The 19,684-nt window shown below is 57.4% G+C and carries 19 protein-coding genes and 1 other RNA gene; 12 read left to right on the top strand and 8 right to left on the bottom strand.

Features of this window, described 5'->3' with window-relative positions; translation table 11 throughout:
• Positions 1–9: 9 nt before the first annotated feature.
• The 7 genes from G6R15_RS06210 (at position 10) to G6R15_RS06180 (ending at position 4,750) form a co-directional block, all read left to right on the top strand.
• Complete coding sequence (locus tag G6R15_RS06210; RefSeq protein ID WP_164658921.1) at positions 10–657, top strand: TenA family protein; 648 nt, start codon at positions 10–12, stop codon at positions 655–657.
• Positions 658–706: 49 nt separating this feature from the next.
• A complete protein-coding gene (locus tag G6R15_RS06205; RefSeq protein ID WP_164658920.1) occupies positions 707–1,069 on the top strand; it encodes a DUF4345 family protein in 363 nt (120 codons plus the stop codon).
• Positions 1,070–1,106: 37 nt separating this feature from the next.
• Positions 1,107–1,454, top strand: a transfer-messenger RNA (tmRNA) gene (gene ssrA / locus G6R15_RS06200).
• Positions 1,455–1,557: 103 nt separating this feature from the next.
• Positions 1,558–1,989: an ester cyclase gene (locus tag G6R15_RS06195; RefSeq protein ID WP_164658919.1), complete on the top strand. Its 432-nt coding sequence runs from the start codon at positions 1,558–1,560 to the stop codon at positions 1,987–1,989.
• A gap of 156 nt (positions 1,990–2,145) precedes the next feature.
• Positions 2,146–2,958, top strand: a complete 813-nt coding sequence (locus tag G6R15_RS06190) for a chromate resistance protein ChrB domain-containing protein (RefSeq protein ID WP_164658918.1) — start codon at positions 2,146–2,148, stop codon at positions 2,956–2,958.
• Entirely contained in the window at positions 2,955–4,202 is a 1,248-nt protein-coding gene (gene chrA / locus G6R15_RS06185) for a chromate efflux transporter (protein ID WP_164658917.1), read from the top strand. Before G6R15_RS06190 ends, chrA begins: the two co-directional genes overlap by 4 nt.
• A 77-nt stretch (positions 4,203–4,279) precedes the next feature.
• Positions 4,280–4,750, top strand: a complete 471-nt coding sequence (locus G6R15_RS06180) for an SspB family protein (RefSeq protein WP_164658916.1) — start codon at positions 4,280–4,282, stop codon at positions 4,748–4,750.
• A gap of 61 nt (positions 4,751–4,811) precedes the next feature.
• Here G6R15_RS06180 and G6R15_RS06175 read toward each other — a convergent pair whose 3' ends face one another.
• Positions 4,812–5,351 carry a hypothetical protein gene (locus tag G6R15_RS06175; RefSeq protein WP_164658915.1) on the bottom strand — a complete coding sequence of 180 codons (540 nt, stop codon included), beginning with the start codon at positions 5,349–5,351 and terminating at the stop codon, positions 4,812–4,814.
• Between the two features lie 241 nt (positions 5,352–5,592).
• On the opposite strand from G6R15_RS06175, the gene fumC reads away from it, so the two are divergent.
• The 4 genes from fumC to G6R15_RS06155 are packed head-to-tail and all read left to right on the top strand — an operon-like array spanning position 5,593 to position 8,046.
• The gene (gene fumC, locus G6R15_RS06170; RefSeq protein ID WP_164658914.1) at positions 5,593–6,987 is read left to right on the top strand and encodes a class II fumarate hydratase; all 1,395 of its coding nucleotides are present in this window, start codon (positions 5,593–5,595) and stop codon (positions 6,985–6,987) included.
• Positions 6,987–7,163: a DUF4169 family protein gene (locus G6R15_RS06165; protein WP_164658913.1), complete on the top strand. Its 177-nt coding sequence runs from the start codon at positions 6,987–6,989 to the stop codon at positions 7,161–7,163. Before fumC ends, G6R15_RS06165 begins: the two co-directional genes overlap by 1 nt.
• Positions 7,160–7,387 carry a ribbon-helix-helix domain-containing protein gene (locus tag G6R15_RS06160; RefSeq protein WP_164658912.1) on the top strand — a complete coding sequence of 76 codons (228 nt, stop codon included), beginning with the start codon at positions 7,160–7,162 and terminating at the stop codon, positions 7,385–7,387. Before G6R15_RS06165 ends, G6R15_RS06160 begins: the two co-directional genes overlap by 4 nt.
• Before the next feature lie 50 nt (positions 7,388–7,437).
• A complete protein-coding gene (locus G6R15_RS06155) occupies positions 7,438–8,046 on the top strand; it encodes a DNA-3-methyladenine glycosylase I (protein WP_164658911.1) in 609 nt (202 codons plus the stop codon).
• Positions 8,047–8,096: 50 nt separating this feature from the next.
• On the opposite strand, the gene G6R15_RS06150 is transcribed toward G6R15_RS06155, so the two are convergent.
• From G6R15_RS06150 to G6R15_RS06135, 4 genes are all read right to left on the bottom strand, one after another.
• Positions 8,097–8,978, bottom strand: coding sequence for a fructose bisphosphate aldolase (locus tag G6R15_RS06150; RefSeq protein ID WP_164658910.1), 882 nt, complete (start codon positions 8,976–8,978; stop codon positions 8,097–8,099).
• 69 nt (positions 8,979–9,047) lie between these two features.
• Complete coding sequence (locus G6R15_RS06145; protein ID WP_164658909.1) at positions 9,048–10,397, bottom strand: cytochrome P450; 1,350 nt, start codon at positions 10,395–10,397, stop codon at positions 9,048–9,050.
• Entirely contained in the window at positions 10,394–11,638 is a 1,245-nt protein-coding gene (locus G6R15_RS06140; RefSeq protein WP_164658908.1) for a hypothetical protein, read from the bottom strand. Before G6R15_RS06140 ends, G6R15_RS06145 begins: the two co-directional genes overlap by 4 nt.
• A gap of 258 nt (positions 11,639–11,896) precedes the next feature.
• Positions 11,897–12,649, bottom strand: a complete 753-nt coding sequence (locus G6R15_RS06135) for a cytochrome c biogenesis CcdA family protein (RefSeq protein WP_164658907.1) — start codon at positions 12,647–12,649, stop codon at positions 11,897–11,899.
• Between the two features lie 105 nt (positions 12,650–12,754).
• On the opposite strand from G6R15_RS06135, the gene G6R15_RS06130 reads away from it, so the two are divergent.
• Positions 12,755–12,985 carry a sulfurtransferase TusA family protein gene (locus G6R15_RS06130; protein ID WP_164658906.1) on the top strand — a complete coding sequence of 77 codons (231 nt, stop codon included), beginning with the start codon at positions 12,755–12,757 and terminating at the stop codon, positions 12,983–12,985.
• Positions 12,986–13,029: 44 nt separating this feature from the next.
• On the opposite strand, the gene G6R15_RS06125 is transcribed toward G6R15_RS06130, so the two are convergent.
• The 3 genes from G6R15_RS06125 to G6R15_RS06115 form a co-directional block, all read right to left on the bottom strand.
• The gene (locus G6R15_RS06125; RefSeq protein ID WP_164658905.1) at positions 13,030–16,041 is read right to left on the bottom strand and encodes a ribonuclease E/G; all 3,012 of its coding nucleotides are present in this window, start codon (positions 16,039–16,041) and stop codon (positions 13,030–13,032) included.
• Positions 16,042–16,557: 516 nt separating this feature from the next.
• Positions 16,558–17,892: a sigma-54 dependent transcriptional regulator gene (locus G6R15_RS06120; RefSeq protein ID WP_164658904.1), complete on the bottom strand. Its 1,335-nt coding sequence runs from the start codon at positions 17,890–17,892 to the stop codon at positions 16,558–16,560.
• Between the two features lie 12 nt (positions 17,893–17,904).
• Positions 17,905–19,680, bottom strand: a complete 1,776-nt coding sequence (locus G6R15_RS06115) for an ATP-binding protein (RefSeq protein ID WP_164658903.1) — start codon at positions 19,678–19,680, stop codon at positions 17,905–17,907.
• Positions 19,681–19,684: the final 4 nt, after the last annotated feature.

Raw genomic sequence — 19,684 nt, 5'->3', positions numbered from 1 at the left:
GAGACACCAATGCGCCCCACGGAACACCTGCGCCAACTGGCCGCCGACGATTGGCATGCCGCCACGACCCACGCGTTCACCACCGAACTGGCCGACGGCACGCTGCCGTTGAACAAAATGCGCTGGTATCTTGCGCAGGATTATCAGTTCATCGACGGCTTTGTGCGTTTGTTGGCCAGTGCGATTGCGCATGCACCGTCATTAGCTGACAGTGTCCCTGCCGCACAGTTTTTGGCGGTCATCACGGGCCCAGAGAACACCTACTTTCTTCGATCGTTTGAGGCGCTCGAAATGGATGAGGCACAACAAAATCCGACGCCCGCCCCCGCTACAAAGGATTTTCAAGCGCTGATGGCTCAAGCCGTCGCCTCTGGCCGATACGAGTTGATGCTCGCTGTGCTGGTGGTTGCTGAATGGACTTATCTTAGCTGGGCCACGCCGGTGAATCCGCCACGCGAAAATCTGCCGTTCTGGTTTGCCGAATGGATCACACTGCACGCAGGTGAAGGGTTCGAAGGCGTCGTCGATTACCTGCGAACCCAGCTGGATCAAGTTTGGCCAACACTGGATGAAGCCGCCCAAAATGAGGTCGAGGCTCTATTCATACGCGCCGTTGAACTTGAACGCGCTTTCTTCGACGCCTGTTACGCTGCCTGATGTTGCCCTGACCCAGCGGGGCTCTAACTCGGATGCAAAGGAGTCCCGTATGATCCCCACTCTCAACACCCTCTCCGCGCTGCTGACCATTGCGTTCGGCCTTTTCGGCTTTCTGGCACCCAGCTTTACGTTGGGCGCGCTAGACCTTGCGCCGACAAACAGCAACATGGGGCTCAGTGAAATGCGCGCCTCGGTCGGGGGGCTTTTTGTTGTCACCGCCGCTGCGGCTCTTTGGCTGGGCACGCCTGCGGCCTTCACCATGCTCGGTTTTGTATATGCCGGCGCCGCCTTGGGACGGTTGGTGTCGCTCGCCCTGGATAACCCGCCATTTATTAAGGCGCTGACCTTTGGAGGAATCGAGGCTGCCCTGGCCGGCTTTCTTATCCTCACCAACATGAGCCGCAGCACGTAACGCCCTGCTTCTTTTTGTCAAAAATACGGAAAACCCAATGATTGCAACCTGCGCTCTGGTTGCCTATATAGGGTGTGTCCTTCGGGACTATGGACATAAACGCGCTCGTAATAAACGGATCGGACCCGGGGGCGGTACCCGGCGACTCCACCATACATGCTTCATTTGGGCATATTGGGGTCGAAATAGGATCGACGGACGTCTAAAGGGGTTAGCTTTGTTTCGGCTGGGTGCCACCGTATCGGCCCAAAATGTACAATTGCAAATGACAATCGTGCTCCGGTAGCAGTTGCAGCGTAAGCTGTACCTAACACCGAAAATTAAGTCCTAGTGCTTTGCAGCGTTAGGCGGGGTTCGCAGGTACCTGGCAACAGAAACCTGCACTTTATCCCTAAATTGTTAGTGTTAATTGTGCATTGTCGCATAGTTATTCACCATTTGTTCACCACTAAGTCTCAGTTTGGACCTCGCAACGATGGAGGTGCAAGATGACGAAATCCGAGTTGTTGAAGAAATGGTATGACCAAGTTTGGGTCCATGGCGATGTCGACGCCATCGAAAAATTCTTTGACCCTGAAACAATGGCCGAAGGGATAATCCCGGAAATGCAGGTGGGCGTTGACGACTTTCGCGATCTCGTGACGGCCTTTCGCTATCACGTGGGTGAGATTGACGTGAAACTGCCCAAAACCGTCGAGAACGGTGACTGGGTGGCGGCAATGTTGCATGTTCACACCTCGCGCGCCGACAACGGCGCCCCGATTGAGGTGACGGGTCAGGTGATGGCGCGTTTCAAGGATGATAAAGTCGTCGAGGCTTATAATCAGTTTGACTTTATCTCGTTGTTCGAACAGCTCGGACAGCTGCCCGAGGATACTCTGCCAGTCTGCATGACTGGCCAGCAGCTTTCCTGGGCGTAGAACCAAGTTCCCTCTCTGGCTGATTATCGGCCAGGCCATTGACCCCATGCGCCGCTTTCCGTTACCCATGGCGCATGGGGTCAACGTGCGAACGCCCCGTCAGGCCCAGGCCCAAGTTTCGCATTCTTTGCTGTACCAAAGCGGAAGGATGCCGATATGCCTGCCTTTAATTCTATTCCCGCCAATGTCCTGATGCGCCGGATCGGAACACCCGAGTGTCCCGTAATCGTAGATGTGCGCATCGATGCGGATTTCAGCGACGATCCTCATCTGATCCCAATTTCTTATCGGTGGCCTCACAACCACATCCACGATCTATGCGCCCAACTGCAGGGCAAAGAGGTTCTGATCGTTTGTCAAAAAGGGTTGAAGCTCAGCCATGGGGCTGCTGCGGTTCTGCGATCTGCTGGAGTGCCCGCTCAGGTGCTCGAAGGGGGAATGTTTGCGTGGCGGGATGCCAAATTTCCAACGATCAATCCTACCGTGCTGCCAGAAATGTCAGATGGCCAAAGCAGCTGGGTCACCCGCCACCGACCCAAGGTTGACCGCATCGCCTGCGCCTGGTTGATCCGCCGCTTTGTTGATCCCAAAGCCCGATTTCTGTTTGTCCCTCCGTCCGAGGTGGATGCTGTGGCGGATAAATTCGCCGCGACGGCGTTTGATACGGTGAACGCGCCCTGGACCCACGAAGGGGAGCTTTGCACGTTTGACGCGATGATCCGGGATATTGGCCTACTAACCCCGGCGCTGGAGCAAATGGCGACCGTCATCCGTGCGGCTGATACCGACTGTCATGATCTGGCCCCGCAAGCGGCGGGATTGATGGCAATCTCCGTTGGTTTGTCGCGCGCCTACAAGTCGGATCTCGATCAGCTTGACGCTGGTATGATCCTGTACGACGCGCTCTATCGGTGGGCACGCGACGGTCAAGGCGAACAGCATACTTGGTCCGAAGGGCACGGCGCATGACACCAAGCTATTCCGAAATGACCCGCGTCTTTGGCCACATCGGTGTGATGTCCTTTGGGGGGCCAGCCGCCCAGATCGCCTTGATGCACAAAGAACTGGTTGAAGAGCGCCCCTGGCTGGACGAGCAATCCTACCTGCGCGCGCTTTCCTTGTGTATGTTGCTGCCTGGGCCTGAGGCGATGCAATTGGCCACTTATTCGGGTTGGAAACTACGCGGTGTCTGGGGCGGGTTGTTGGCCGGTGGCCTCTTTGTTTTGCCAGGCGCCTTTGTTATCGCCCTTCTTGTTGCGCTTTATGCGCAGTACGGCGACCTGCCAGTGGTGCAATCCATGTTCCTCGGCATCAAGGCGGCCGTGATCGTAATCGTCTTGCAAGCTCTTAGAAACCTGTCACGAAAGGCGCTCAAAGGTCGGGCGTCCTGGTGTCTTGCGGGGTTGGGGTTTCTGGCGATCTTTGCGCTGAACCTGCCATTCCCGGTCATCATCGCTGCGGCGGCCCTATGGGGCTATGCAAACGCCCAAACCGGCGAAACACCGGCCCTGCCCAAAGTTGACACCAAAGCCACGTTACGGACAGCCGTGATTTGGGGCGGCTTGTGGCTCTTGCCCTTGGTGTCTTTGACACTGGCTGGGCAATCGCTGCTTTCCGATCTCGGTTGGTTCTTTGCCAAGCTCGCGGTTGTCACCTTTGGCGGCGCATATGCCGTTTTGGCGTACATGACGCAGACGATTGTGGATCAATACGGTTGGATCGGCACAGATCAGATGATCGACGCGCTTGGGCTGGCTGAAACAACACCCGGCCCCTTGATCCTGGTGACACAGTTCGTGGCAATGCTGACCGGTCAGCTGGCTGGTGGCGCTTCACTCGCCATCGCCGCCGGGATCGTGGCGCTTTGGGCGACATTTGTGCCTTGTTTCCTATGGATATTCCTTGCCGCGCCCTATCTGGACCACATCGCCGCTCGCCCGCGTTTGGCGTCCGCCTTGCAAGCGATTACAGCCACGGTTGTTGGCATCATCCTGAACCTGTCGGTCTGGTTTGCCCTGCATGTTCTGTTTGAACACGTCACACAACTCAAATGGGGCGTGCTTAAGCTTCCCATGCCTGAATGGGCAACATTCGACGTCACAGCGGGTGTCTTTTGCCTGATCTCGGCCATCTGGATGTGGGGCTTGAAACGGCGCTTGGGCGAGACTTTGATCCTGATGGCGGTCCTTGGCGCATCTGCCCATCTGCTTTGATCAATTTGTGTGTCGGCTGCTCTTTTGTTTCCGTTCGAATCCATTATGGTAAGGACAAGACTTTTTGAGGGAATGACATGTCTCGGGACATCGACTACGGAAACCTCATGCACACGGCGATGCGCGGTCTGATCAAGACCGTTTTGCAAGACATCGCCCAGCATGGACTGCCTGGTGCACACCACTTTTTCATCACGTTCGACACCTCGCATCCAGATGCCGAGCTTGCCGATTGGTTGTCTGATCGCTACCCAGGCGAGATGACAGTTGTCGTGCAGCATTGGTTCGAAAACCTGGATGTCGGCGACGACGGGTTTGCGATCACCCTGAATTTTGGTGATGCGCCTGAGCCGCTTTATATCCCCTATGACGCAATCAAGACCTTTGTCGACCCGTCAGTAGAGTTTGGTTTGCGGTTCGAGACCGCCGAGTCCGAGGATGACGACGAAGACAAACCCATCGTGGTGGAGGCAGACATGGTGGAAGACGTCGAAGATGACGCACCCCACGATGCCGAGGTTGTGTCGCTGGACAGTTTCCGCAAGTAACACCCTAGTTGAAACACTCTGAACGCCCGCTTGATGCGGGCGTTTTTGTTTTTCTAGAACGCTACTGCTTTTCCAGAAAGGTTTCGACCGTGCGCGCCTCTTTTCCGTTGCTGAGACGCGAGAACTCCAGCGTCAGGCCCCCTTCGGAAATGGTGCGATCAAACTGCTGCAGCTCGTACCCACCAGTGGCATCGATGAACAGGTTGTAGACGGTCAATGTGTCGCCCACGATCTGACCCCAAACATATGGTTCGCCCTTCATCGGGTCGAGCTGCACGGCATGGCCAAACACATTGCGCTTCATCGCCGCTGAAAAGACACCCGCGCGGTCCGTTGTCAGGAAGTCAACAGAATAGGATTTCTCCTTAGTGCGCCCATCAGGCTTGTATGTGGTCGAGCTCCAAGTGACGTTAAATCCGTCGGCATTCTGGCTGATCTCCACGCTCATATCGCGCGGCGCACTGGATCCATCCGCATTAACAACATCGGCTGAGCCTTTGTATTCACCTATGAAAGGTTCGATCAGGGTGCTGCCCGCATGTCCTATTCCAACCAAAATCAGGACAAAGGCCGCGGCCAGAGCCCAAATCGCTGGCCTCATTGGTCTCAAGCTCGAATAGTGCATCAAATGTCCTTTCGCGGGAAATGTGCGTGTTTGGTTTATTCTAACCCGCGCCCGGTCGGGAACAATGGCTCAGTTCACACTGCGCGCGGAAAAATGAACGCGATCGGCGTCTATACCTTCGCAGGTGTTGGAATTATGCTGCGCGCAACTGGCCAATTGCGCGACAGAGCTGCCTTGGCTAAACGGCATACAAACGCCTACCAACCGGAGTGAACACATGTCCGAAACCCGCACCGAAACCGACAGCTTTGGCCCGCTGGAAGTCCCCTCAGACAAGTATTGGGGCGCGCAGACACAGCGTTCGATCATGAACTTTCCCATCGGTTGGGAAAAACAGCCTGTTCCAATCGTACGCGCGCTTGGCGTGATTAAAAAGGCATGCGCCATGGCCAACAAGGCAAGCGGCAAAATGGACGCCAACGTCGCTGATGCGGTGATCCAGGCAGCAGGCGAAGTTTTCGAGGGCAAGTTTGACGACAACTTCCCGTTGGTTGTCTGGCAGACCGGTTCGGGCACCCAGTCAAACATGAACTCGAATGAGGTGATCGCCAACCGCGCGATCGAAATCCTGGGCGGCGTCATCGGCTCCAAGGATCCGGTCCACCCCAACGATCACTGCAACATGGGCCAGTCGTCGAACGACACCTTCCCCACAGCCATGCACATTGCCGCTGCAATGTCCGTGCGCGACGTGCTGCTGCCCGGCCTGACCAAACTGGCCGAGGGGCTGGAGCAGAAGTCGGAAGAATTCAAAGACATTATCAAGATCGGCCGGACGCACACTCAAGACGCGACTCCGCTGACCCTGGGTCAGGAATTCGGCGGCTATGCGCACCAGATCCGTCAGGGCATCGCCCGGATCGAGGCTGCTCTGCCCGGCATCTATGAGCTGGCCCAAGGCGGTACGGCTGTCGGCACTGGCCTGAACACCCAACACGGCTGGAGCGAGACAGTCGCCGCCAACATGGCCGAAATCACCGGCCTGCCCTTTGTCACCGCGCCCAACAAATTCGAAGCCCTGGCCGCGCATGACGCTATGGTGTTCATGTCTGGTGCGTTGGCCACCGTGGCCGGCTCGATGTACAAGATCGCCAACGACATCCGTTTCCTTGGCTCAGGCCCGCGTTCGGGTCTGGGCGAGCTGATCCTGCCTGAAAACGAACCGGGATCGTCGATCATGCCGGGTAAGGTCAACCCAACCCAGGCCGAAGCGATGACGCAAGTCGCAGCTCATGTTATGGGCAACAATGCGGCAATGACCTTTGCCGGGTCGCAGGGGCACTTTGAGCTGAACGTTTACAACCCCATGATGTCTTACAACCTGCTGCAATCCATGCAGCTGTTGGGCGATGTCGCCGACAGCTTTACCGAGCGGATGCTTCTGGGCATTCAAGCCAACGAGCCGCGCATCGAAAAGCTGATGAAAGAATCGCTGATGCTGGTGACCGCTCTGGCGCCGACCATCGGTTATGACAACGCGACCAAAGTGGCCAAGACTGCGCACAAAAACGGCACCACTTTGAAAGAGGAAGCCATCGCACTTGGGTTTGTCGATGAAGCGACGTTTGACGCGGTGGTACGCCCCGAGCAAATGATCGGGCCGAAAGACTGATGGCTCAACCGGTCAACCTGAACCGGTTTCGAAAAGACAAAGCGCGGGCCGAGAAAAAGGCCCGCGCAGACCAGAACGCCGTGAAATTCGGCCGTCCCAAATCCGAGAAAGAGCTAGACCGAGCGCGTACTGACAAGGCCGCTCGTGATCTGGATGGACACAAGGCCGACGAATGAGCGGCCCTCCGGTCAAACGATCCCTGACGCTCAAAGGGCACCGGACTTCGGTATCTTTGGAAGATGAATTTTGGACGGCGTTCCGTGACATTTCCAAGATAAAAAACATGCCAATCAATGTACTGGCCGCCGAAATTGATGTGAACCGCGATCCCGAGACTGGGTTGGCTTCAGCCATCCGTGTCTACGTATTGAACTGGCATCGCGACGCAGAAAACACTTGATTACATGAAATCTTGCTGCCCTTATGGATGCAGAACAAAAGGGGATCAAAATGACTAAACTTGTTGATGGGCCTGACGGCAAACCCCGATGTTTTTGGGCCGGGTCCGCGCCCGAGTTCTTTGAGTATCACGATACCGAATGGGGTTATCCTGTTGGGGATGATCAGAGGTTGTTTGAAAAGCTGTGCCTTGAGAGCTTTCAATCCGGCCTCAGCTGGCGGACAATTTTGGCTAAGCGCGAAAATTTTCGCGCGGCCTTTGCCGGGTTCGATTTCAACAAGATGGCTCAGTTCGATGACAGCGATGTTGAACGCTTGCTCCAAGATGCGAGTATCATCCGCCATCGCGGCAAGATCGAAGCTGTGATCAACAACGCCAAGCGCACACAAGAATTGGTGGCCGAACGCGGCTCTCTCGCCGCCTATGTCTGGTCCTATGAACCCGACCCCGCTGACCTGCCTGAACCACAGACGGCCAGCATCATCCCGGCATCGACCGCCATGTCCAAGGATTTGAAGAAACGCGGGTGGAAGTTTGTGGGCCCCACCACCGCCTTTGCATTCATGCAGGCCATGGGGCTGGTCAATGATCACGCCGTCGGGTGTGTCATGCGCGAGAAGGCCGCAATGTTACGTGCCGAGTTCCGCAAAGCGGGATAGAAAAATCCGCCCCCGATAAGGGCGGCTTTTTGCAAATCATATCAAACAGATCAGATCGACGCGCGATAGATCTTGTCGATGTTGCTGCCCAGAGCCGCATTGAATTCATCGTCCGACTGCTGCTTGGACAGGCCTTCGGTCAGCGCGCGCGAGAACGATGCGATCATCTTGACGTTTTCGGCCAGTTTCGCACAAGCGTCTTCAGTCGAATAACCACCTGAAAGGGCCACAACACGCACAACGCGGGCGTGATCGGCCAGGTTGTCATACAGGTTCGCTTCGTTCGGGATGGTAAGCTTCAGCATCACGTCCTGACCTTCGGCCAGGGTGTCCAGGTTCTTCAGGATTTCCGCCTTCAGGATCGCTTCGGCCTGCGCTTTGGTTTCCGAGTGGATGTTGACCTCGGGCTCGACAATCGGAACCATGCCCGCAGCGATCACTTCGCGGGCCACATCGAACTGCTGCGCCACGACAGCGGCAATGCCTTCGGCGTTGGCTTCGTGAATGACCGAGCGTTCTTTGGTGCCAAACACTCCGTCCGCCTTGGCCAGAGTGTCCGCCAGACCCGGGATCGGCTTCATCATCTGAACGCCGTTTGCCTGCTCTTCCAGTCCTTTGTCGATCTTCAGGAAGGGCACGACACCTTTTTCCGACCAGATGAAATTGGCCACGGACTTGCCGTTGATCTGCTCGCCCAAGGTGCGTTCGAACAGGATCGCGCCGATCACCTTGTTCTTGTCAAAGTCGTCCGACAGTATGATGCGGGCACGCATGTTCTGGATCTCGGCGAACATTTCCTCTTCCGAACCGTACTGCGCCGCATCAACGCCGTAGAGCGCCAGCGCCTTGGGGGTCGAGCCGCCGCTCTGATCGAGTGCCGCGATGAAACCTGCGCCGTTGGTCATCTGTTCGCGCTGTTCTGCCTTGGACATATCTCTTTCCCGTAAATTGATTCCACGTCCTGCCTCGCATACAGCAAGCGATTGACGGATGGTAGATTGTTAGCGCCGGACAAGACGCAGCCAGATGCCGTCTTTTGAACGCACCGTTAGATGGGCCACCGGGACCGGGTCGCGGCCTTCGATCCGTTCCACACGATAGGCCTGCAGGATCATCGACAGGATCAGTGGCCCCTCGATCATGGCGAATCCTGCCCCGGTGCAAACACGGGCGCCCGCCGAAAACGGCATATAGGCTTCTCGCTGGCATTTCTTGCCGTTCTCTGTGGCCCACCGAGTCGGATCAAAGCCATCGGGGTTGTCCCACAACCGTTCGTGCCGGTGGAGGTGCCAGGGGCTGAGCACGATCTGCGAGCCTTTGGGCACGTCGCGATCCCGAAACCGTTCCGGGCACGTGGCTTGGCGCACCATCATCGGGACTGGCGGATACAGGCGCAAAGCCTCGCGAAACACATCGCGGCTGAGGCGGAGTTTAGACATGACCGAGAAATTAGGATCGTGCAGAACTTGCGCCTCTTCTGCCAGTTTCTCCTGCCACTCAGGATAAAGTGCCATCAGGTAAAGTGTCCAAGCTAAAGCTGAGGCGCTGGTTTCATGGCCAGCCAGAAAAAAGATCGCGACCTGATCAACCATTTCCTGTGTGCTGAATCGCTCACCTGTCTGCGGGTCCGCCGTGGTCATGATCTTGGTCGCCAGATCGTCTGGCGCAGTTCCCGCTCCGATCTGCGCCATCCGTTCGGTCGTCAGTTGGGTGATCAGCGTGCGGATTACTTTGGCAGTGGCTTTAGTTCGGCGCGAGTGAAATCGGGGCATCCAGCGTGGCAGCGAGATGAAAGCGGCGATGTTCAGGATAGGTTGTTCCCGCTGATAAGCACGGAACTGATGAAACACCTGGCTGGCCACTTCATGTTCGATGGGCAGTGAAAAAAGTGTTCGAAAAATCACGTCAGCGGCGGCATGGCTCGTGATTTCTTCGACCTCAACCACCTGTCCGGATTGCCCTTGAATACGTGCCACACAAGCCTCTGCCGCCTGCCACATAGCCGGAAAGGTATCTCGTAGTCGGCCACCCTCAAAGGCCGGATCAATAATGCGACGTTGGCGCTTCCAAGTTTCGCCATTGGTCAGAAATACCGAGTCCCCTAACAGGGGCCGCAACCCTTCGCTGATGCGGCTGGACTTGGGAAAGTCATCAGGGCGCGCTTTCAGAACCTCGTCCACCAATTCGGGCTGGTTCATCAGGTATGATCGAAAGAACGGCGTCTTAAACTCGGCCATCCACGCGCGATACAGACGCGCAGGTTGCGCCGATAGAATGTCCTGGCGAAACAGGCGCATGTACTGGCGGAGTGAGACTTTGTCAGGACGAGCTGGCGGTTTCGGCGGGATCATGGAGCTGCTACCGCAGTGTATTTGGACACCGCCACTTCAATGCGCGATTTGGACGGGGCTCGATCGTGGTATCGTTCGGCCAAGGTCAGCGGACCGGCCGTGATGCGAAAATAGTCGTAATCGCCAGGCCGGTCGAATGCGCAGAGGTACTGAAAATGCAGGCGAAAGAATCGCCAACGCAGTTCTGCCCAACGTTCAGGTGAAAGAGTTTGAGTGAAGGCGGCAGAGAAGACCAGCGGCCAGCGCTTGCCCTCGGGTGCCACCCCGCTCACCGTAACCGGGTCACACAGCGCAAAGGCGCAACCGTCCCCCGGCGCCGAAACGTCAATCCAGGCCAACTCGTCCCGGGTCGAGAGATATTGCAGGTCGGTTCGCAAGCGTGTGGCATCAGGCAAGAAAGACACCATCGGCACCACTTGCCCCAGCGACAGGAACCCAAGCGCAGGTCCATCTGCAGTTACCCGGCCTTGCCGGATCAGATCAGCAAGCACCGAGACGCCCACATGCGCGCCAGAGGAATGGCCGACAATCAGAACTTCGTCCACGTCACTCTGCACGGCTTCGGCCACCAGATCGGTGAACTCCGCGATCCGCGCTTCCAGCTCGGGTGGGTTGGCGCCGGCTGATTTCGCCGAATAGGCATAGTCGTGCATCAAGTAGTAGGCAAACAATTTGCCGTCCCGCGCCCGAAACCAACGCAGCACTGCAATGCCTGCACCAAGACCCAGAAAAAGCGCTGCAAATCGCAGTGCAAGCTTTGGCACATGGTCATCCAAAAGCATGACAGAGCTGGCCACCCCCCAACCCAGAAGTACCGCGAGCAGCAATTGCAGCAACAACATCCCAACCGGATAAAGTGCTGCGATTACGGGTCCCTTGCGCAGTTTCATCAGCCGCCACAACGTGCCGGACATGATGTATGTCCAAGCTGTTAGTACCAACTGCAAATACGTCGCTGGAATGGTCGAGGACATGCTATCGCGCACAATATCAGACCAGACCAGAACGTCGATATCTGCGGCGACGTCTTTCTCGGCCTGGGTCGACACCACATGCCAGCCATACGGACCCCCTTTGGTCGTCTTTGGTTTGAGATTGACCTCATAGCCCGATATTCGCGCCTGCAGGACGCCTTCCTTGCGGTATAACTCGCGGTAGCGACGCGGGTGAATGGGATCGTAGCCAGGGATGTAGAACACCCGGCGGCGACGCACCTGAATCTGGGGCACTGGACTGCTCATGCTCTGACCTCTTGCGCCGAAGCATAACCCATCTTTACGGCAAGATTACAGCATTTTGCGCCCATCAAAACACAGCCACTTGGTGGGTCGCAGTTGACCGGAGGAGCTCCCGCACCCGAGCGATCCCGACTTCGTCGGCTTCGCTAGCGGCTTTTGGGCCGGGCACTGGGCTTTGCCCAGTGCCCGGCCCAACGGGAGGAGGTGTTTCGTAAGAAACATTGACGACGGGCGGGAGCGCTTCGAGATCTTCAGCCGCACTCAGCCCAACAGAGCCAAACCAGGAAAGGTTTCCAAAAGCCACCAACTGAACTGTGTGAATGCGCCGGTCACCAGCATCACGCCGACCACCAACAATAGTCCGCCCATCACCTTTTCGATTGTGCCCATATGCGGCTTGATCTTGTTCATCAACCGCATAGAGCGATTGAGGAACATCGCAGCCAGCAAAAACGGAATGCCAAGACCTGCGGCGTAAACTCCAAGCAACAAGGTGCCTCGTGCAACCGAAGCCTCGGACGCAGCCAAAGACAGGATCGCGCCCAATTGCGGACCAATGCAGGGCGTCCAACCAAAGGCAAAGGCGAGGCCCAGAACATAGGCCCCAAAGCTCGATCCACCCGCGTCACCTGTTTCCATGCGCGCCTCGCGATCCAGGATCGAAATTCGGAAAACCCCCAGAAAATGCAAACCGAAGATGATCACAACGCCGCCCGAAAACTTGGTGAAAAGCTCTTGGTTCTGCAGGACAAAAGCACCGAAGGCCGACGCGGTGAAACCCAACAGGAGAAAGACCGTAGACAAACCCAGCACAAAAAATAGTGCTGCGATCGTGGCCTTTCGACGCGCTCGCGCCTCATCCTGCATCTCGTTGATTGTAACGCCGCTCATATACGCCAGATACGGTGGCACAATGGGCAGGACACAAGGCGATAAAAAGCTAATGACCCCACCAAACAGGGCCACTGTCATGGCGGGAATCAGGCCCGCGTCGATGATCTCAATTCCGAACATGACTAAGCACTTAAGCCATCCCAAAGGCCTCGTCACGAGGCCATCCGGTCACATCCTCGTGGTGAGTGTGTGGACAGCCGTGAACAAGCGGAATATCTCACGTATATGACTGATGAATCCGATACGCTCGACGCCCTGGGGCTTTTGTGTCCCTTACCCGTCCTCAAGGCCCGCAAACGGTTGAAATCCATGGCTCCTGGGTCGCAATTGCGCCTGTTGGCCGATGATCCTGCGGCGGTGATCGACGTGCCGCATTTCTGCACTGAAAGCGGCCATCGCCTAGTGTCCCAGTCCGAAACTGATAACCATCAGGTTTATGTGATCGAGCGAAAATGAAAAAGCGGGCCAGAAGGCCCGCTTTTCGTTGATCATCTTAACACTTAGCTGCCGATCGACCACCAGCCCCGTTTCTTCGGCTTAGGCGGCTCCGCAGGTTTAGGCGTAAGTGCTGGTTCTTCAGCCACGGTTTCCAGAACCGGTTCGGGACGCGGTTCTTCTACCTGGGCTTCAGCCGCCTCTTCCACAATGGCAACCACCTCTTGATCCTGTGCGTCAGGCTCTGGAATTACCTCTTCAACTGCAGGTGCTTCGACCGATTGCTCATCCACAGCCTCTTCGGCAGGCTTTGCTTCGGTGGCTTCGGTCACCGGCTCCTCAGCAACCTCAATCAGCGCTTCGGGCTCTTCGGTTACTACAGCGGGTTCGTCAGATGTATCCGCCCGAGCGTCGTCAACCAAAGCTATTGGTGCCGCGTCATCGGCAACAGCTTCGGCCTTCTTACGGGTGCGGCGCCGTTTGGGTTTGGCCTCTTTCTTGGGCTCTTCTTCCCCATCAGCGACGGCATCCCCATCGGCAGGCGTAGTTTCGCTGCCTTCGCCAGCCGGTACGTCAACCGCGGCGTCTTCGGCCTTCTTGCGGGTACGACGACGGCGCTTTGGCTTAGGCGCATCCTCGGATACGTCTGCGGCTGCCGGATCATCCTGCTCACTTTTAGAAGGATTCACAGCGTCGGCAGGGCCTTCGCCATCCACCTTAGCTTCCGCCTCGTCGCTCTCGTCACCTTCAGACTGATGCTGTGCCTGATCACCTCCGTTTCCACCACGACGGCGACGGCGACGGCGGCGCTTGCGCTTGGGTTTATCATCGTCCGCTTCAGCGACTTCGACACTCTCGACCTCAGCTTCGACTTCGTCCACCTCGTCCACTTCGTCGGCCTCGTCCGCGTCGATCTGATCCATCAGCGACGTGTCCACTGACACCACGGGTGCTGTTGCCTCGGGCACAGTTCGGGTCGCAGTCTTGAACTTCTCAAGTGAGAAGTCGGGGCTGACCAAGTGCACGTCGCCTTCGATGCGCACGGACAGGCCATATCGCGCTTCGATCTGGGCGATGTGTTCGCGTTTTTGGTTCATCAGGAAGTTGGCGATATTCACCGGGCAACGCACCAAAACCTCGCGCGAGCGTCGGCGGGTGCCTTCTTCTTCGATCTGACGCAGGATCGACAGCGCCATGTTGTCGTCCGATCGGATTAGGCCGGTACCATGGCACGAGGGGCACGGCTGTGTCGTAGCTTCGAGCATGCCAGGGCGCAAACGCTGACGGCTCATCTCCATCAGGCCAAAGCCCGAGATGCGACCCACCTGGATGCGCGCGCGATCGGTTTTCAGCTTGTCCTTCATCCGCTTTTCGACGGCAGCGTTGTTCTTGCGCTCGTCCATATCGATGAAGTCGATGACAATCAGGCCGGCCAGGTCGCGCAGACGCAGCTGGCGGGCCACTTCTTCGGCGGCCTCCAGATTGGTCTTAGTGGCAGTCTCCTCGATCGAACCTTCCTTGGTGGCACGGCCAGAGTTCACGTCAATGGCAACCAATGCTTCGGTCACGCCGATGACAATGTACCCACCCGATTTCAGCTGAACGGTCGGGTTGAACATACCTGCCAAGTAGCTTTCCACCTGGTAGCGCGCAAACAACGGCAGCGAGTCACCGTACCTTTTCACGTTCTTAGCGTGAGATGGCATGATCATTTTCATGAAGTCTTTGGCGATGCGATAGCCACGCTCGCCTTCGACAAACACTTCGTCAATCTCGCGGTTATAAAGATCGCGGATCGAGCGTTTGATCAGGTCGCCTTCTTCATAGATCTTGGCAGGCGCTATCGACTTGAGCGTCAGTTCGCGGATCTGTTCCCACAGACGTTGCAGGTATTCATAGTCGCGCTTGATCTCGGCCTTTGTGCGTTTGGCACCTGCGGTGCGCACGATAAGGCCCGCGCCGGTGGGCACGTCAATTTCAGCAGCGATCTCTTTCAGCTTCTTGCGGTCGGCAACGTTGGTGATCTTACGGCTGATGCCACCGCCGCGGGCGGTGTTAGGCATCAGGACGCAATAGCGACCTGCTAGCGACAGATACGTGGTCAGGGCCGCGCCCTTGTTGCCGCGCTCTTCTTTGACAACCTGCACCAGCAGGACCTGACGGACTTTGATGACCTCTTGGATCTTGTAGCGACGCGGGCGCGGCTTGCGCGGCGGCCGGATATCATCGCTGTCGTCTTCATCGGCCACGGATTCGATGCTGTCATCTTTCGAGGTCGCGTCGGTATTGCGCGCGGTCTCTTCCTCGCCGTCGTCCTGGGTTTCTTCCGTTGCTTCAACAGTGGCTTCTTCTGCTTCTGTTTTAACGTCTTCGGCCACAAGCGCTTCAGGTTGCGCAGCAGAGGCCTGCGACGCGTCTATATCAGCTTTGGGTGCTTCAGCATCTTCGGCCGATAGGTCTTGGGTCTCCGCCGGATCCGCTTCGGCAACGTCTTCAACCGCAACAGCGGGTTCAACGGTCGCATCACGTGCGATGTCTTCTGGCTCTGCAACAGGGGTATCAGTCACCTGCTCCATGGGCGAGCTGCCCTCAAGCGTATCCATCACTTCGACCTCATCCGACTCGTCGGTCAGATCGATGGTTTCCATGCCGCTGATTTCGGCTTCGACCTCTTTGGTTTCGACCGCGTCCCCGGATGTTACTTTGGCCGCCTTGGATTTTGATCGCGACCGGGATTTACGTTTGGGCTTGGGTTCGTCTTCCTCGTCCCGCGCCTTCATAGATTCTGCATAGGCGCGCTCTTCTTCCATCAGAGCTTCGCGGTCAGCGACCGGAATCTGATAATAGTCTGGATGAATCTCCGAGAACGCCAGAAACCCATGACGGTTTCCGCCATAGTCCACAAAAGCCGCCTGCAGCGACGGCTCGACCCGGGTTACCTTTGCGAGATAGATGTTGCCAGCAAGCTGGCGTTTGTTTTCGGATTCAAAATCGAACTCCTCGACCTTGTTTCCGTCGACCACCACGACGCGAGTTTCCTCTGCGTGGGTGGCATCAATGAGCATTTTCTTTGCCATGTTACCTTGGTGCACCGCCGCAATCGACCGCACCTGACCTGTCCAGGCGGTCCAGTGAGATTGGGGAGATGGCTTGTAGGGGCGATATGGAACGGCGCGCGGCAGGGTCTGGCCAATTGGCCCCCTGCCCGAACTCTCGAAACTTGCGCGCGCGTCATCGCGGTTCTTCTCCGACAGGCCGGGTCTGTCCCTGGCACCTGCCCATTTATTCCTTTCGCCCACGTTGGGGCGAAGGCACTACAGCGCCCTTTTCAGGGCTCAATCGGTCTGTCGGATCTTCGGGGCGTCTTGCCGCAGTCGATCAGACAGCGAATCTCAAATCAGGGTCTTACAACGCGCGATACGCGCAGCCCGTCCCGACAACATAAAGGCAGACCTGTGGAAAAGACAATAGGTCAAAGCGTCTTCACCAGTTTTCCCGATAATGCGCAGACCTTCAGCCATCTTCGTGCTGAAATATTCCCGGGGAGGAATGCCACCACGGGCGGCAGAGGGGGCTGGCCCCCTCTTGTTCAATCACAAGTAATCTGACCGTTGCAGGCCGTATTTGGCCATCTTTTCGTTCAGGGTTCGGCGCGGCAGGCAGAGCTCGTCCATTACGCTGGCGATCGACCCTTTGTGGCGGCGCATAGTGTTGTCGATCAGCATACGCTCGAATGCCTCGACATACTCTTTTAGGGGCTTGCCTTCGGTTGTCATCACCGGTTGCATTTCCTCGTGATCCGACATCAGAAGCGAGGCAATCGTGCCCGAGCCGCGCCGCGCCTGCAGCACCGCCCGTTCCGCGATGTTGATCAACTGGCGTACGTTGCCCGGCCATGGTGCTTGCAACAATTGTGCAGCTTCTTGAGCAGACACCTGTGGTGCCTCACAGCCGTATTCATCAGCGAACTGCTCGCTCAGACGGGTGAAGAGCGACAGAATATCCTCGCCTCGTTGGCGCAGGGGCGGCATGGTGATGCGCAGGGCGGCCAGACGATAGAACAGATCCGGTCGCAGGGCATCCTCGCACGTGCGACCAGCTTCTTGAAGGTTCGAAATCGCGATGATCCGGGTTTCGGCAGGCGTGCCTTGTTCGTTGATCACGTTCAGCAGGCGGGCCTGCAGCGTATCGCTCAGCGCTTCGATGTCTTCCAGCACCAATGTCCCACCGCGCGCCTCTTCGACGGCCGGCAATTGCGTATCCTCGGGCAGCATTGGACCAAAGAGGCGTTTGGCCAAGGCCTCTTCCTCCAGCGCGCCACAAGACACCAGAACAAATCTCTTGCCTGCCCGGCTGCCAACGGCATGCAGCGCATGGGCCACGAGCGTCTTGCCAGTGCCGGTTTCGCCATCGATCAGAACATGGCCATCGGCCTGCCCCAGATCCAGAATATCTTCTTTCAACCGCTCCATCACCGGGCTGGCGCCGATGAGTTTATTCATCAGTTGGGTGCCATCACTCAGCTCGCGCCGCAATGCCCGGTTGTCCAACGTCAAACGCCGCGCATTGGTGGCACGTTTGGCCAATTCGGACATGCGGTCGGGATTGAACGGTTTTTCAAGGAAATCAAAAGCGCCGACGCGCATCGCCTCGACCGCCATCGGTACGTCACCATGGCCGGTGATCATGATTACCGGCAGTGTGCTGTCAGAGCCCATAAGTTTCTTGAGGAACTGCATCCCGTCGATTCCGGGCATCTTGATGTCCGAAATCACGATTCCAGGGTAATCCGGTCCCAGCACCTTGAGCGCCTCTTCGGCGCTGCCAAAGGTTTCGGTGTCATATCCCGACAGGGCCAACCACTGACTGATGGATTGGCGCATATCCTGTTCGTCGTCGACAATCGCGATTTTCATGGCCTGTGCCATACTGATACCTCGTCATTCCGCGGCTTCAAGGCCGTCCTCTAAAATCGGCAGCTGCATTTCAAAGACCGCGCCGCCGTTTTGTCCGTTACGCGCCGTCAGGCGCCCCCCAAGGTCGTTTACGATCCCGGACGAGATGGCAAGCCCCAGACCCACACCATCACCTGGCTGCTTGGTGGTGTAGAACGGCTCGAACAGGGCATCAAAATCTTCGATCCCCTGGCCATTGTCGCGTACGGTCAGCGTCGCGGTTTCCCCTGCGGCCAGAATGATTTCCACCTCAGGGTCTCGTACTGATTTGGTGGCGTCGAGCGCGTTGCGCAAGAGGTTCACCATCACCTGCTCGATCCGCAGGCGGTCCCCCATGACCTGCACCTGATCATCGGGCAGGATTTGGGTGATTTGAACCTGACGTTGACGCAACTGCGGCTCCATCATCGACAAGCTCGCGGCAAGCGCATCCCCCACGTTTACAGGCGAAAGCATGTCCCCTCCCTTGCGGGCATAAGACTTGAGTTGCCGGGTGATGCCGCCCATACGTTCGATCAGACTGTCGATCCGTCCAAAGCTTGCCAGCGCCTCTTCTGGACGGTTTCGACGCAGCAGCAGACGGGCGCCCGCCAGATAGGTTTTCATCGCCGCAAGCGGCTGGTTCAACTCGTGGCTCACGGCCGCTGACATCTCGCCCAAAGCAGCGAGTTTGGAGCTTTGGGCAAGGCTTTGTTCAGCCACTTCCAGGGTCTTTTGAACCCGCTCCCGTTCAGCAATTTCCCGCTGTAGGCGTGCGTTCAATGCGCGAAGCTCTGCCGACTCTCGCTGGAACAAGGCCATGCGCACGGCCGTCTTTCGGCTGAGCGCATAAAACGCCAGGGCCAGCAGAATCGCGAATCCCATGATTTCCAGCGCCAGCACCCCGTTCACCCGCTCGCGGATCGAGGCATAGGTGGTAAAAGACGTCATCTGCCAGCCGCGGAACGGAATGCGGCTTTCCATCCGCATCACCGCTTCACCCTGCAGATATGCGTCGGCCGGCAGTGCGGTCCAATCCGCCGTGACCCGAATAGCGCGCTGAATAGCGCCTTGCGGGGTCTGACGTTGCAGTGCTTCGTCTTCGTTCAACCCGCGCCAACGAGGTTCGGTCGCCAGAATGATGGAACCAGTACTGTCAGTCACCATCACTGCGTCCGAAATCCCGGCCCAGGCCCGTTCAAACTTGGCCAGATCAACTTCGACCACGATAACACCCAGAACCTCGGACCCATCTTCAAGTCGCCGCGCATAAGTGAAACTGTATCCGCCTGCTTCGCGCTGGAGCACTGTGAACACAGTCGCATTGGCGCGGATCGCATCGACAAAATGCGCCTCGCCCCGATGCTGTTCACCCAGTCGGTTGCGGTCAGTTGCGGCCACGGTTCGACCGTCCGCATCAAGCAGCATCAGGGACGCGGCCCCGATCTCTTCGACAAAGGAGATAAGCCGTTGGGTCGAACGGCTGAAATCGTTGGATTGCAACGCCGAGATCAGCGTTGGGTCCCGCGCCAACAATTGCGGCACGATGGCGTTGCGGCGCAGCTCGCTCAGCAAGTTGCCGGAATACAGCGTTAGGCGCAGCTCGGCCCGGTTACGGGTGCTTTCGGTGAAACGGTCGGTCAGCAGGCGGTTGGTCACCCAAACCGTTGCTGTCGCCACCACCAGCAAAACAACCAAAGCCAGCCGGACGCGCCAACTGACCGCTGTGGATCTGGGCCAAGCCAATGCAGGTTCCGTTGTTTTCCCTAGGGTGGTGTTCATGGCC

The sequence above is a fragment of the Tropicibacter sp. Alg240-R139 genome (genome assembly GCF_900537075.1).
Taxonomy (GTDB): domain Bacteria; phylum Pseudomonadota; class Alphaproteobacteria; order Rhodobacterales; family Rhodobacteraceae; genus Falsiruegeria.
Note: the sequence above shows the minus strand (reverse complement) of the source record. Positions and strands in the feature narration are given on the sequence as shown.